The sequence below is a fragment of the Thermobacillus composti KWC4 genome, from assembly GCF_000227705.2.
GTDB lineage: Bacteria > Bacillota > Bacilli > Paenibacillales > Paenibacillaceae > Thermobacillus > Thermobacillus xylanilyticus.
This window is the reverse complement of sequence record NC_019897.1, coordinates 3,125,445-3,138,847: the sequence shown is the minus strand read 5'-3', so window position 1 is coordinate 3,138,847 and position 13,403 is coordinate 3,125,445. Positions and strand designations below refer to the sequence as shown.

General features: G+C 62.1%; 12 protein-coding genes. 11 read left to right on the top strand and 1 reads right to left on the bottom strand.

Annotated elements, in window-relative coordinates; genetic code table 11:
• Positions 1-22: 22 nt before the first annotated feature.
• The 7 genes from THECO_RS14550 (at position 23) to rhaS (ending at position 9,465) form a co-directional block, all read left to right on the top strand.
• Complete coding sequence (locus THECO_RS14550) at positions 23-1,057, top strand: autoinducer 2 ABC transporter substrate-binding protein (RefSeq protein WP_015255798.1); 1,035 nt, start codon at positions 23-25, stop codon at positions 1,055-1,057.
• A complete protein-coding gene (locus THECO_RS14545) occupies positions 1,047-2,918 on the top strand; it encodes a sensor histidine kinase (protein ID WP_015255797.1) in 1,872 nt (623 codons plus the stop codon). Before THECO_RS14550 ends, THECO_RS14545 begins: the two co-directional genes overlap by 11 nt.
• Positions 2,887-4,527: a response regulator transcription factor gene (locus tag THECO_RS14540; RefSeq protein WP_015255796.1), complete on the top strand. Its 1,641-nt coding sequence runs from the start codon at positions 2,887-2,889 to the stop codon at positions 4,525-4,527. Before THECO_RS14545 ends, THECO_RS14540 begins: the two co-directional genes overlap by 32 nt.
• Positions 4,528-4,703: 176 nt before the next feature.
• Positions 4,704-6,221, top strand: a complete 1,518-nt coding sequence (locus tag THECO_RS14535) for a sugar ABC transporter ATP-binding protein (protein WP_041854512.1) — start codon at positions 4,704-4,706, stop codon at positions 6,219-6,221.
• Positions 6,222-6,243: 22 nt separating this feature from the next.
• On the top strand, positions 6,244-7,293 hold the full coding sequence (locus THECO_RS14530) for an ABC transporter permease (RefSeq protein ID WP_015255794.1): 1,050 nt from the start codon (positions 6,244-6,246) through the stop codon (positions 7,291-7,293).
• Positions 7,294-8,271, top strand: coding sequence for an ABC transporter permease (locus THECO_RS14525; RefSeq protein ID WP_015255793.1), 978 nt, complete (start codon positions 7,294-7,296; stop codon positions 8,269-8,271). It abuts the gene before it with no gap.
• A gap of 102 nt (positions 8,272-8,373) precedes the next feature.
• On the top strand, positions 8,374-9,465 hold the full coding sequence (rhaS, locus tag THECO_RS14520; protein WP_015255792.1) for a rhamnose ABC transporter substrate-binding protein: 1,092 nt from the start codon (positions 8,374-8,376) through the stop codon (positions 9,463-9,465).
• Positions 9,466-9,545: 80 nt separating this feature from the next.
• On the opposite strand, the gene THECO_RS14515 is transcribed toward rhaS, so the two are convergent.
• Entirely contained in the window at positions 9,546-10,826 is a 1,281-nt protein-coding gene (locus THECO_RS14515) for a BaiN/RdsA family NAD(P)/FAD-dependent oxidoreductase (RefSeq protein ID WP_015255791.1), read from the bottom strand.
• 143 nt (positions 10,827-10,969) lie between these two features.
• Here THECO_RS14515 and THECO_RS14510 point away from each other — a divergent pair, with 143 nt between their 5' ends.
• The 4 genes from THECO_RS14510 to THECO_RS14500 all read left to right on the top strand — a co-directional run bounded on the left by THECO_RS14510 (position 10,970) and on the right by THECO_RS14500 (position 13,328).
• On the top strand, positions 10,970-11,824 hold the full coding sequence (locus tag THECO_RS14510) for an alpha/beta hydrolase (RefSeq protein WP_015255790.1): 855 nt from the start codon (positions 10,970-10,972) through the stop codon (positions 11,822-11,824).
• 147 nt (positions 11,825-11,971) lie between these two features.
• Entirely contained in the window at positions 11,972-12,661 is a 690-nt protein-coding gene (locus THECO_RS20660) for a hypothetical protein (RefSeq protein WP_015255789.1), read from the top strand.
• Between the two features lie 46 nt (positions 12,662-12,707).
• A complete protein-coding gene (locus THECO_RS21780; protein WP_015255788.1) occupies positions 12,708-12,860 on the top strand; it encodes a hypothetical protein in 153 nt (50 codons plus the stop codon).
• Between the two features lie 15 nt (positions 12,861-12,875).
• Positions 12,876-13,328, top strand: coding sequence for a DUF3905 domain-containing protein (locus THECO_RS14500; RefSeq protein WP_015255787.1), 453 nt, complete (start codon positions 12,876-12,878; stop codon positions 13,326-13,328).
• The last annotated feature ends 75 nt before the right edge of the window (positions 13,329-13,403 follow it).

Below are 13,403 nucleotides of genomic sequence, written 5' to 3'. Positions count from 1 at the left end.
ACGGGCGCACGGAGGAGACCGGATGGCAAGGGTTTGGTTGGCGGCTGTGTTTGTTGTTCTTCTCACTTTGGCAAGCGCTTGCAGTCCGACAGGGGATTATCAGATTCTCTACGACCAGGACGAAGAGCGATCCGCGAAGGAGCGGCATCCGGACCGGCAGTATACGATTGCGGTGGTGCCGAAACGGGAAGGCCTCGATTATTTCGAGGCGGCGAAGGACGGCGCGTTCGAGGCGGCCAAGGAGCTGGGGGTCAACGTTTTGTTCAGGGGGCCGGAGACCGCGGATGCGGACGCCCAGATCCGGGTCATCGAGGAGTTGATCGAACAGGACATCGATCTGTTGGCCGTATCGTCGAACGATCCGAAGAAGCTGCTGCCCGTCCTGAAGCGGGCATCGGACAACAACATCGCCGTCATCACCTGGGATTCCGACACCGACGAGGAGGGCCGGGCCTTCTTCATCAACATGGTGGATCCCGAAACGCTCGGGCGCCACCTGATGGATACGCTGGCCTGGAGTACCGGGGAGCGGGGGAAGTTCGCGATCATGACCGGATCGCTCTCTGCCGCAAATCTGAACGAGTGGATGCACTGGATCAAGGTGCAGCAACAGGAATACTACCCGAACATGGAATTGGTCGAAATTGCGGCCAACAACGACAGTTACGAGGAGGCGTATGCGTCGGCGGTCCGGCTGCTGGAAAGCCATCCCGATCTTGCGGGCATCATCGGCAACTCGTCGGTCGGCCCGCCGTCGGCGGCGAAAGCGGTCAAGGAGGCGGGGAAGCAGGGCGAGGTGAAGGTGGTCGGCCTGTCGACCCCGAATCTCATGCGCGACGCCCTGCATGACGGCACCGTGCAGGTCATTACCCTGTGGAGCCCGAAGCGATTGGGCTATCTGACCGTCGCCCTCGGCAAAAACCTGCTGGACGGCACGCTGCCGTATGACGGCCAATTTGTCAACAAGGTCGGCAACGTCCGGGTCAAGGGGGACATGGTGATCATGGGAGAGCCGCTTGATTTCACGAAGGATAATGTGGACCAGTATGATTTTTGAACGCATCCGCCGGCTGCGATTCCGCAATTTCCGGCTCAGCACCAAGCTGATGATCACGTGTCTCCTGCTCACCGTTGTCCCGATCTCCATTCTCGGCGCCATTTCCTATTATCAGTACAGGAAATCGATCGAACAGCAATTCGGCGAGCACATGCCGAGAACCTTGCAGCTGGCCAACATGGTCATTGAAAAGCGGATGGACGAATTCGCGAGTCTGCCCGATCTGATCTACAGTTCCAGCGAGATCATTTCGATTCTGCGCAAAGAGACTTATGGCAACCAATCCGAAAAGCTGCAGGACGAATTCATCGTGAACAACTATCTGACCCGGACTTACATCAACGGGAACAATCCCGACATTATCGGCGTGTTTATGGCGACGCCCGACCGGCTGTTCGCGAGCACGCGGATGAATTATGCGGGCACCGAGCCGGGGCAGCGGCACTTTGATCTCGGCCACCCGCTGGACGAAAACGGCAACGCCAAACTGCTGTTCCCGAACGAACTCGATTTGCGTTTCGAGAACGGGCGTCCCTACCTGCTGTTGATGAAACAGATGACCGATTTCGACAACCGGAGAAGCCTCGGCACGATGTTCCTGGCGATCCGGCTCGATTTCATCGAGAGCGTACTGGGCGAACTGGAGAATCCGGAAGCCGCCGAAATGTGGGTCATGGACCGTGAAGGCGCGATCATCTACCATACGGATCAGACGAAAATCGGCGGCACCGATCCCCGGTTGGGCGAATATCCGGTTCTGAACGGCAGCTTCAAATCGTTCACGGGAAATGAACCCCGGGTCGTCAGTGTGAACCAATCGGACCGCTACCAGTGGGTGATCGCCCACAGCATCCCTTCCGGCGCCTTGACGGAGCGGACGGATTTTTATCGGAATGTCACCATTGTCGTGTTCATCGTTTTTGCCATCATCACGTCCGTGCTCTCGGTGATTCTGGCCCTGAATGTCTCGCGCCCGATCAAGCGGCTGAGCAGCCTGATGAAGCATGTGGAGCTGGGCAATTTCTCGGTCGATCTGAAAGCGAATTCCCGGGACGAAATCGGGCTGCTGGCCCGCAGCTTCAATTCCATGATCGCGAAGATCCGCGAACTGATCCAGCAGAACTACTACATCGAAATCCGGCAGAAGGAAGCGGAGCTGTACGCCTTGCAGACGCAGATCAATCCCCATTTCATCTACAACACGCTGGAGACGATCGGCATGGCGGTGGAAGAAGAGGAAACCGAACAGGTCGTGCATATGGTGACGGTGATGGGGAGGATGCTTCGTTATTCGCTCGGCAACGATTCCCGGCTGGTGCGGATCGAAGACGAGGTGCAGCATGTCCGGGATTATCTTGTCATGCAGAAGTACCGTTTCGGCAGCCGCGTCGATTTCGACATCGCGCTGAATGTGGACGGATCCCGGCTGCACACGCCGAAGTTCATCCTGCAGCCGGTTGTGGAGAACAGCATCAAATACGGGCTGGAGTCCGTCCAAGGCGTGCGGATTGCCGTCGCGGTCAACCGGGAGTTCGGCGCCGCCAGCGGAAAACAAGATATCGTGTTCCGCATCCGGGACAACGGGCCGGGCATCGCGCCGGACAGACTGGCCGGGCTCCTGGCGACGATCCGTTCCAACAGCCTGGTTCACGGGAAGTCGGGTGTCGGGCTGAAAAATGTGCACGCCCGCATCGTCATGATGTTCGGCGGCGAATACGGGCTGCAGGTGGACAGCATCCACGGCGGCGGAACGGAGGTCATCATCCGGATTCCCGTCATCGAGTCGACGGAAAGCGCCCAAGAATTTAACCAGGGAAGTGAGCGGCACCATGCAATCAATCCGAACGATCGTGGTGGATGACGAGGCGTTCATTCGCCGGGGCATCGAGCGTCTGGTGCGGTCCTGCGGCGAACCGTTCGAGATCCTCTCCGGTTTCGACAACGGCAGGGACGCCCTGAATTACCTGCATGAAGTCAACGGCGCCGTCGATCTGGTCATCACCGACGTGAAAATGCCGGAGATGGACGGGGTGGCCTTCATCCGGGAAGCCAGAAAGCATTACGATTTCTTCCCGCTCTTCATCAGCGGGTACGACGATTTCGAATATGTGCACGCCGCCATGCTGCACGGCTCGGTGGATTACTTCCTGAAGCCGATCGACCGGGACCGGTTCCGCATCCGCCTGGCGGAAATCCGCAAGCGGATCGCCGAGGCGCGCGAAAGCCGTTACCGGCTGGCCGACATGGAGAAGAAAGCCGAACGGCTGAAATCAGCGAGACAGACGCAGCTTCTGAAGGATGTCATGTCGACGGAAGCGGATTTGTCCCGCCTTGGCTATTGGGTGGAGGAATTTCCGGATGGCCGCTATGTGCTCCTGAACATCGCGCTGGATGCGCTGCCGGCCAAGGCGAGGCATTATACCGACAAGGACTGGAAGGCTTACTCGTACGCCTTGGAGAACATCATTGACGAAATTACGAGAACCGCGCAGAAAGCTCCGTTTGCCGGCGGTTGGTGGTGGAGGGGGAACGCCGATCACTGGGTGCTGCTCCATGCGGGCCGATCCGCCGATCCCGGCTTTGTCGCGTCAGAAGCCTTCGCCGCTGCCGAGCAGTACTGCCGGGCGGTGCGGACCTACACCCCGTTCACCGTGTCCGTCGCCGTAAGCGACATGGTGGAAGACCTGTACCTGCTCCGCGAAGCGGGGCAGAGCACGATCGGCCTGCTCAACTATCGCCTCGTGTTCGGCGGCAACCAGGTGTTCACCTCCCGCCTCGTCGGGCAGACCGGCGCCTATTCGCTGGATGCCGTCGATCCGGGCTGCTACCGGACGGTCAAGCGGATCGTGCAGGCGGTCCAGCAGGCGGACGACGGGCAGGCCGCCGCACGCTTGAACGGGTTCTTCGACGAACTCGCCAAACTGGAGTCGCCGCGGCTGATCCAGTGGCTGCTCCAGTATTTGACGATCCAGATTCATGCCGTGTGGATGGAGCATGCGGAAGACATCGGAGCGGCGGATTCGCCGGAGGAGGAATTGAACCGGATCAAACTGGCGGCAGGCCTCGGCCAGATCAAGCAGGAAGTGAAACGGCTCGTGCTGCGGACGACGGACGCCATCCGGCAGCACCGCCGGGAAGACGCGGCCAAGCCGGTGGAACTCGCAAAAGCCTGGATTCTGGAACATCTGGACGAGGAGATCACGGTCAAGAAGGTGGCGGATCACGTTTATCTGAATCCGACCTATTTCTGCAAATGCTTCAAGACGCAGACGGGCGAAACGGTGCTGGATTACGTCACGCGAATGCGGATGGAAAAGGCGAAGGACATTTTGCGGGACCGGAGTCTGAACCTGCAGGACGTCAGCCGGCGGGTCGGCTATCAGGACGCCAAATATTTCAGCAGGCTGTTCAAACAGTGGCACGGCTTGTCGCCTTCGCAATACCGCGAGCGGCTGCGGCTGGAGACGTGAACGGGACAAATTCACAGGGCCAACGTGCGGCCAGGGCGATTTCGCCCTGGCCGCTTTGCATTTTCCGAAAAGGCGAAGATCGTCCCCGGAAGGCGAAGGTTGTCTCCTGTCGCCTCGACCGGCCCTGCGGTATGTTGTGGGAGGAACGCGAGTACGAGCGGAAACGGGGGATCGGGATGGCGGAATTTGTGCTCGAACTTAACGGGATCACGAAAACCTTTCCCGGCGTCAAGGCGCTGGACAATGTCCATTTCCGGCTGAAGCCCGGCGAAATCCACGCGCTCATGGGCGAGAACGGAGCGGGCAAGTCGACGTTCATCAAAATCATCACCGGGGTGTACCGTCCGGACGAGGGCGACATGCTCGTGAACGGACGCAAGGTGGAGCTCAAGGGGCCGAGGCACGCGGCCGAACTCGGCATCGCGGCGATCTATCAGCATGTGACCTGCTATCCGGATTTGACGGTGACCGAGAACATCTTCATGGGCCATGAACGGGTCGAAAAAGGAACGCGAAGGCTGCTCTGGAAGGAGATGCACGAAGAGGCGCAGCGCCTGCTCGACGAGCTCGGAGCCGATTTCCATTCGCGAATGACGATGGGGGCGCTCAGCGTTGCGCAGCAACAGATTGTGGAAATCGCCAAGGCGCTGTCCGCCAACGCCAGGATCATTATCATGGACGAGCCGACGGCGGCGCTCACCGTCAGGGAATGCGAGCAGCTGTACGCCATCACGGAACGGCTCAGGGCGGGGGGTGCGTCCATTATCTTCATTTCCCACCGCTTCGAGGACATGTACCGCCTCGCCGACAACGTGACGGTGTTCCGGGACGGGAAATACATCGGGACGTGGGGCGTGCACGACATCTCCAACAAAGATTTGATCGTGGCCATGGTGGGCCGCGAGGTGACGCAGCTTTTTCCGAAGAAGGAGACGCAGATCGGGGATGAAGTGCTGCGGGTGGAAGGGCTCGGGGCGACCGGGTACTTCGCCGACATCAACTTCAGCGTCCGCAGGGGCGAAATCGTCGGGCTGACGGGATTGGTCGGATCCGGACGGAGCGAGGTGTGCCAGGCGATCTTCGGGATCGGCCCGCGGGACCGCGGCAAAATCTACGTCGAAGGCCGCGAGGCGTCGATACGCCGTCCGGCGGACGCCATGGCGCTCGGAATCGGATATTTGCCGGAAGACCGCCAGAAGCAGGGGCTGATCCTGAACTGGGAAATCGCCGGCAATATCACGCTCCCTGCCCTGCGGCGGCTGGCCCGGATGGGCTGGATCCGGAGGAAAGCGGAATGGTCCGTCGCCAAGATGCTGGCGGAAAAACTCGGCGTGAAGGCGGCCGGAATATTCGACCTCGTCGGCTCCCTCTCCGGCGGCAACCAGCAGAAGGTGGTCGTGGCCAAATTGCTGACGTCGGAGCTGAAAGTATTGATCCTGGACGAGCCGACCAAAGGCGTCGACGTCGGGGCCAAATCGGCCATTTACGAAATCATCGGGGAGCTCGCGGCGCAAGGATACGGCATCCTGCTCGTTTCCTCCGAAATGCCGGAGGTGATCGGCCTCAGCGACCGGATCGTGGTCATGCGGGAAGGCCGGATTACCGCGATATTGGACCGGTCGGAAGCGACGCAGGAAACCATCCTGGAAGCGGCGATGGACGACAGCACCCGTGAAACGGGCGCATCAGCCTGATCCGGAGGAGTTGAGAAACACGATGGCGGATAAACCGATGGCGCAGCAGGCGGCGCAGGCCGTTCCGTCGGGCGGGGCGGTGCGGCGCGCTTCGCTCAGCGTCCACATCATGCGGTTCCGGGAATTGGGCCTGCTGGGCTTCGTTGTCTTGCTCGCCCTGCTTGTGCAATGGCGGAATCCGAGTTTTCTGACGCTGGAGAACATCAACGATTTGCTGCGAAATGCCGCGATCCTGAGCATTCTGGCCCTCGGCATGATGCTGGTCATCGTCACGAGGGGGATCGACTTGTCCATCGGGGCGACGCTGGCCCTGTCCGGCATGATCACCGCGCTGACGGTCAGCGCCAACCCGGGAATGCACCCGATGGCGGCGCTTCTTCTCGGAACGGCGATCGGGCTCGCATGCGGCTCGCTGCTCGGATGGTTCGTCGCGAGGCTCGGCATTCTGCCGATCATCGCGACGCTGGGCATGATGAACGTGTTCCGCGGACTGACGTTTACGATCAGCGGCGGCAAATGGGTCAGCGCCCACCAGATGCCGGATTCCTTCACCGGCATCGCCACCGGCAGCATCCTGGGCATCAATACGCTGATTTTCATCGCGATTGTGGCATACGCGGTGTTCCACTACTTCGTCAATCATACGCGAACCGGCAGGCAAATCTATGCGGTCGGCAGCAATCCGGAAGCCGCCGTCATCAGCGGCATTCCGAAGGAGCGGCTGCTGTGGCTCGTCTACGCGATCATGGGCGCGCTCTCGGGATTGTGCGGCGTGCTGTGGGTCGCCAAGTTCGCCTCCGCCCAGGGCGACACGGCCATGGGCTACGAGCTTACGGTCATCGCGGCGTGCGTGCTCGGCGGCGTCAGCATTGCCGGCGGAGTCGGGAAAGTGTCGGGCGTGCTGGTGGGATCGCTGCTCATCGGCATGCTGAACAACGCGCTGCCGCTGCTCAACGTGTCGCCTTTCTGGCAGACGGCCATCCAGGGCGGGATCATCCTGCTGGCCGTGCTTGCCAACGTATGGGTGAAGCGGAGCGTCGACCGCAACCACCTGTTGAGGAGGAGGATCTAGATGATGGAGCCGCGCGTTTTGTCGGACAGAAAAGCGTTTGACGCCAAACGGTTCTTTTTGCAATGGGAATGGATGCTCCTCCTGCTGCTTGTCGCCGTCAACGTGATGAACGCGCAGATTTCCCCGTATTACCTGGATTTCGCCAACCTGCGGGATGCGACGATGGCATTCCTCGACAAAGCGTTCATCGTGCTGCCGATGGTGCTCGTCATCATCCTGGCGGACATTGACATTTCCGTCGCCTCCACCGTCGCGCTGTCCTCCGTCGTCATGGCGGATCTGTACAACCGGGGGGTGCCGATGGAGCTGGCGATCGTCATCTGTCTGCTCACCGGAACGCTGTGCGGCCTCCTCAACGGATGGCTCATCGTGCGCTACCGGGAACTGTCGGCCGTCATCGTCACGTTGATCACGATGATTGTGTACCGGGGCATCGCCTATGTCATTCTGGAGGATCAGGCAGCAGGCCATTTTCCGGAGTGGTTCGGTTTTCTCGGATGGGGTTACGTGGCCGGCGTTCCGTTTATCCTGATCGTTTTTGTCATTTTTGCGGTGCTGTTCGGTCTGTTGCTGCACAAGACCACATTCGGAAGGCATGTCTACGCGATCGGCAACAACCCGACGGCAAGCCGGTTCTCCGGGGTTCCCGTTGACCGGGTCCGGATGATCGTGTTCACGCTGACGGGATTCATGGCGGCTGTCACCGCGCTGTTTCTGACCTCCAGGATGGGAAGCACGAGGCCGAACATCGCCAACATGTACGAACTGGAAGTGATCGCCATGGCCGTGCTCGGCGGCATCAGCACGGCGGGCGGCAAAGGGCGCATGATCGGCGCGATTCTGGCCGTTTTCCTGATCGGGCTGCTGCGGTACGGGCTCGGCCTCATCAACGTGAATGCGCAGACGCAACTGATCATTATCGGATCGCTGCTGATTGCGGCCGTTGCCGTTTCGAACCTGCGGCGCAACAAAGCGTGACGGGCGGCCGGCGCGGATTCGCCGGCCGGGCAAGCGTGAGCGGGATACCGGGCGGCCTGCCGCTTTGGTATAGAGAATAGCAGGAAAAGGGAGGATTAAAAAATGAAAAGAAGACTCATCCTGATGCTGATGTTCCTTCTGTCCATCTCGCTGCTGGCGGCTGCATGCGGCGGGAACAACAACTCCGGCAATACCGGCAATTCCGGCGCGTCCGGCACGGAAGGAAACTCGTCCGGACAGGCTGAAGCGAAGGACGACACGCCGAAGAAGCATGCCATCATCTTCAAAAATGCCGGGAACCCCTACGGGGAAAAGATGATCGAAGGCTTCCGGGAAGCGATGGCCGAATTGGGCCACGAGGTGATTGCGAAGGCGCCGGACCAGCCGACGGCCGAAGCGCAAATCCAGATCATCGAGGAGCTGATCGCGCAGAAGGTGGATTCCATCGCCATTGCCGCCAATGACAGCGACGCGTTGGAGCCGGCGCTCAAGAAGGCGATGGATCGGGGCATCAAGGTGCTCTCGCTGGACTCCGCGGTCAACGCCAACAGCCGGCTGGTGCATGTGAACCAGGCGGATCCCGAGCGCATCGGCCGCACGCTGATTCAGGCGATCCACGAAATGATCGGCGGTGAAGGGCAAATCGCGATTCTGAGCGCGACGAGCCAGGCGACGAACCAGAACATCTGGATCGAATGGATGAAGAAGGAACTCGAAAATCCGGTATACGCCAATATCGAGCTGGTCAAGGTGGCCTATGGGGACGACCTGCGCGACAAGAGCGTGTCGGAAACCGAAGGGCTGCTCAAGTCGTATCCCGATCTGAAAGGCATCATCGCGCCGACCACGGTGGGGATCGCCGCCGCCGGAAAGGTGCTGATCGACAAAGGGTTGAAAGGCCAGGTGCAGTTGACCGGTCTGGGCCTGCCGAGCGAAATGGCGGAGTACATTGAAAGCGGCGTCTGCCAATGGATGTATCTGTGGAACCCGATCGATGTCGGCTATCTGGCAGCGTATGCGGCGGATGCCCTCGTCAAGGGGGACATCACCGGCGCCGTCGGCGAAACGTTCAAAGCCGGCCGGCTGGGCGAGAAGAGCATCGTCCGGGACGGGGAGGACGGCACCCAGATCATGCTCGGCGATCCGTTCCGATTCGACCAAAGCAACATCGCGGAATGGAAAAACGTGTATTGATACGCGTGATATGGGTTATTGCGCTTGATTGCAGGCTCCCCGATTCCGCCGCCGCGGAGGGAACGGGGAGTTTTTTTGCTTCAGTCCTCTTCCCGCACGCCGGACGCCAGTTCGGCCGCGCTTCTGCCCGCCGTATAGCCGGTCGCGAACGCCGCCGTGATGTTGTAGCCGCCGGTGTACCCGTGCACGTCGAGAATTTCCCCGCAGAAGAAGAGTCCCGGCATCAGCTTCGACTGCATCGTGCGCGGATCGACTTCTTTCAGCGAGACGCCGCCGCCGGTGATGAACGCCTGCTCGAGCGGGAGCGTGCCGTTCACCAGGATCGGCATCGCCTTGATCAGCCGGGCGAGCGACCGCAGCGCCTGGCGGGAGATGTTCGCGCACGCGGTGTCGGCGGCGATGCCGGCCAGCCGGAGCATCAGCAGCAGGAGCCGCTCCGGCATGAGCGGGCGCAGCGCGTTCTTGACCGCCCGCTTCGGTTCGGCGGCGGCGAGCGCGTTGAGTTCGCCGTACACGTCCTCCTCCGTCTGCTCCGGTTTCAGGTCGAGCGTCAGTTTGACGGGGGCGCCGCCGTTCTTCTTCCGTTCCTTCACGACGAACTGGCTGCAGCGGAGCGCGATCGGACCGGACAGCCCGAAATGGGTGAAAATCATGTCGCCTTCATGCCGGACGATCGTCCGTCCCCGCGCGTCCCATACGGACAGGGCGACGCCGCGCAGCGAGACGCCCTGCAGCTCGCGGCTCTTGATCCACGGTTCGTTCGAGGTGAGCGGCACTTCGGTCGGATACAGTTCGGTGATCGTGTGGCCGGCTTTTTCCGCCCAGGGATAGCCGTCGCCGGTCGAGCCGGTATGGGGGACCGACTTGCCGCCCGTGGCGACGATGACGGCCCGGGCCCGCAGCACGCTGCCGTCCTTGAGCTTGACGCCGGCCGCCGCGCCGTCTTCATAGAGCACGTCCGCCACCGGCCGATTCGTCCGAAGGTCGACACCCAGCTCCCGCGCCCGGCCGATGAGCGCCCGGACGACCGTCTGCGCGCTGTCCGTCACGGGGAACATCCGGCCGTCGTTCTCTTCTTTCAGCTTGATGCCGAGCTTCTCGAAAAAGGCGATGATGTCCCGGTTCGAGAACACCGAAAACGCGCTGTGCAGGAACCGCCCGCCGCCCGGAATGTGGCGGATCAGCTCGTCCAGCGGTTTCGCGTTGGTGACGTTGCAGCGTCCGCCGCCCGAGATGGCCAGCTTGCGCCCGAGCTTGTCCCCCTTGTCGAGCAGCACGACCCGGGCGCCCCGTTCCGCCGCGGCGATCGAGGCCATGAGGCCGGACGGCCCGCCGCCGATGACCAGTACATCCGCATCCATGTTTGTCTTGCCTCCTTCAGGGTTCCGGCCGGGCTTGCCAGCAGCACGGAATGAAAGCGATAATGATAATAGAGGAAATTCGTCCCGAATGCAAAAAGGATTTCCGCCAGCCGTCCCATTTTCTCGAACAGGAGGTCATCGGAATGGACATCGTGACCGAGACGCTCACGCTGCCGACGGAGGACGGCGTTCACCTTCATGTGAGCGCCTGGTTGCCGCCCGATGCCGCGCGCGGCGTCGTCTGCATCGTGCACGGCATGGGCGAGCACGGAGGGCGATACGCCGATGTGGCATCGGAGATGGTCCGCGCCGGGCTGGCGGTCTACGCCGTCGATCAGCGCGGCCACGGGCGGACCCCCGGCGTACGGGGACATGCGCCGTCCGCCGAACGGCTCGCGCTGGACGCCGCCCGCTTCGTCGGCATGGCCGGAGCACGGCACCCGGGGCTGCCGCTTTTCCTGTACGGCCACAGCATGGGCGGCAATGTGGCGCTCAGCTGCGCGATCCGCTGCCGGCCTCCGATCGCGGGGCTTATCCTGACCAGTCCATGGCTGCGGCTCGCTTTTGATCCGCCGCAGGGCAAGCTGCGCATCGGCCGCGTCGCCGCGGCGGTCTGGCCGAGGCTCACGTTGTCCACCGGCCTGGGGCGCGCGCTGTACCGCAACAATCCGCTGCAGAGCGAATTGGACAGCCGGGATCCGCTCCTGCACAACCGGATTTCGGCGGCGATGTTTTTCTCCATACGCGATGAGGGGGAGCGTTCGCTGCGGGAAGCGCGGCGGCAGCTTCGGGTGCCGGTGCTGCTGCTGCACGGCACGGAAGATACGGTAACGTCGTTCGCCGCCAGCAGGGAATTGGCGGAGACGCTGCGCGGGCAATGCGAGTTCGTGGCGTGGGAAGGCGGTTGGCATGAGCTGCATAACGATGTGGACCGCAAGGAAGTGCTGGATCGGATCATCGGCTGGATCAATGGCCGGATCCAGGCGTGCAGCGAGTGAAAACGGCGTGGGCGGAATGATGTAACGTGGATAGCACGCTGCAGCGAGTTGAGACGGGCTCGCGGGGATGCTGCAGCGTGGATAGCACGTTACAGGGCATTCCCGGGCACGAAATCATGTTTTGAAATCGGGAGAGGGAGAACGCCTTTGCCGGAAGTCATTGAAATCGGCGATCTTGCGCTGAACGGCATGCTGCTGACCGCGCTGATCGCGGCGCTCGCCGGATACGGGGCGCTGCGGCTGTGGACGGCGCGGGCGCGCGCAAGCCGGTCCGGTCCCTGGGGCGACCTGACGGCCGGCGCAGCGGTGATCGCCATTATCATCTGGAAATTCGGCGTGCTGTTCCGCGAACCTTCGCTGCTGTGGGAACAGCCGCGCCTTCTGCTCGTCATCATCGGTTCGGGAACGGAGGCGGCCGCGGGATTGGCTGCCGCCGGCGTGTATTGGATCTGGCAGGCGCGCCGGAAAGGCGTCGGTTTCCTGCCGGCGCTTGATGCGATGGCGGTGACGGCGGCCGGCGGGCTGCTCGTCTGGAATCTGCTGTCGGCATTTGAGTACCGGTGGGGATATGCCGCCGTATGTGCGGCGCTGCTCGCGATCTTGATCGGAAGGCCGGCGCCGGCCGCGGGACAGGCAGCGGGAGAGACGCCCGGCAGCGCGGCCGTGCTGGCCGGCTATGTGCTCGGCGCAGGCTGCCTGACCGTCAGCCTGTTCGCCGTTCCGCCGCCGTGGGTGCGGCCGCCCATGCTGGCCGGGCTGACGAGCACGCAGCTGCTCTTCATCGCCGCCGGCCTCGCGGCGGCGGTGCTGGACGCATACAAGGACAGAACAGGATAACGTCGGCCGGCGGGGGCATACTAGCCTCGGAAGGAGGCTCTCGCATATGGCCGAACAACAAGACCGGCGCGAGCGCAAGAACGAGACGTACGAAGGGCCGAGCGCCGGCGGCCGGAGAAAGCAGGACCGGTCGGCGGCGGACCCGGCCGGCGCGGGCTACGACAAGAAAAACGACGGGCCGAACCGGCCTTCCGTCTGAAGCGGGGTGAGCGCCATGAATCGGAAACCGGATGAGCGGCCCGAGCGCCAATCCCGGCCGCGCAAACCCGCCGCCAGGAAGGCGGACCTGAACGGGACGGGCGATCCGGAGCTCGATCCGTTCGAGATCGAATTTCTGCCCGAATTCCGGGAAGGGCGCGGACCGCGCGGGCCGTTCGTGAACGAGTTCGGCGTCGTCATCGGCGACCATGACTATGCTTCGCCGAACTCGCCGCTCGAGAACTGGTCGACCGACACGGATCCGTCCGTGATGAGCGGCGACCAGTGGGTGCATCCGTTCAAGGACATCGGCTTCCGCACGGCGGAGAACCGGCGGCTGTTCGAAGAAGGGATCCCGCCCCAAAGCGGCATTTTCATGCATCCCGACAAGGATGTCGCGTACAAGGCGCATCGAACGGACGCTCCGCACGAAGGCTCGATGGGAGAAGATACGGGGCAATCGGACTGACAGGCGGTCCAGGCCGGACCGGCGAACGGTCCGGTTGCTTTTCTTTTGCGGCCGGTCGGGGGTATAATAGTTTCC

What these genes read in the sequence shown, in the direction of transcription:
- THECO_RS14500 (WP_015255787.1), top strand. Translation starts at nt 12,876, where the DNA reads ATGAATCGGAAACCGGATGAGCGGCCCGAGCGCCAATCCCGGCCGCGC.
- rhaS (WP_015255792.1), top strand. Translation starts at nt 8,374, where the DNA reads ATGAAAAGAAGACTCATCCTGATGCTGATGTTCCTTCTGTCCATCTCG.
- THECO_RS14515 (WP_015255791.1), bottom strand. Translation starts at nt 10,826, where the DNA reads ATGGATGCGGATGTACTGGTCATCGGCGGCGGGCCGTCCGGCCTCATG.
- THECO_RS14530 (WP_015255794.1), top strand. Translation starts at nt 6,244, where the DNA reads ATGGCGGATAAACCGATGGCGCAGCAGGCGGCGCAGGCCGTTCCGTCG.
- THECO_RS14545 (WP_015255797.1), top strand. Translation starts at nt 1,047, where the DNA reads ATGATTTTTGAACGCATCCGCCGGCTGCGATTCCGCAATTTCCGGCTC.
- THECO_RS14535 (WP_041854512.1), top strand. Translation starts at nt 4,704, where the DNA reads ATGGCGGAATTTGTGCTCGAACTTAACGGGATCACGAAAACCTTTCCC.
- THECO_RS21780 (WP_015255788.1), top strand. Translation starts at nt 12,708, where the DNA reads ATGGCCGAACAACAAGACCGGCGCGAGCGCAAGAACGAGACGTACGAA.
- THECO_RS14540 (WP_015255796.1), top strand. Translation starts at nt 2,887, where the DNA reads ATGCAATCAATCCGAACGATCGTGGTGGATGACGAGGCGTTCATTCGC.
- THECO_RS14510 (WP_015255790.1), top strand. Translation starts at nt 10,970, where the DNA reads ATGGACATCGTGACCGAGACGCTCACGCTGCCGACGGAGGACGGCGTT.
- THECO_RS14550 (WP_015255798.1), top strand. Translation starts at nt 23, where the DNA reads ATGGCAAGGGTTTGGTTGGCGGCTGTGTTTGTTGTTCTTCTCACTTTG.
- THECO_RS14525 (WP_015255793.1), top strand. Translation starts at nt 7,294, where the DNA reads ATGATGGAGCCGCGCGTTTTGTCGGACAGAAAAGCGTTTGACGCCAAA.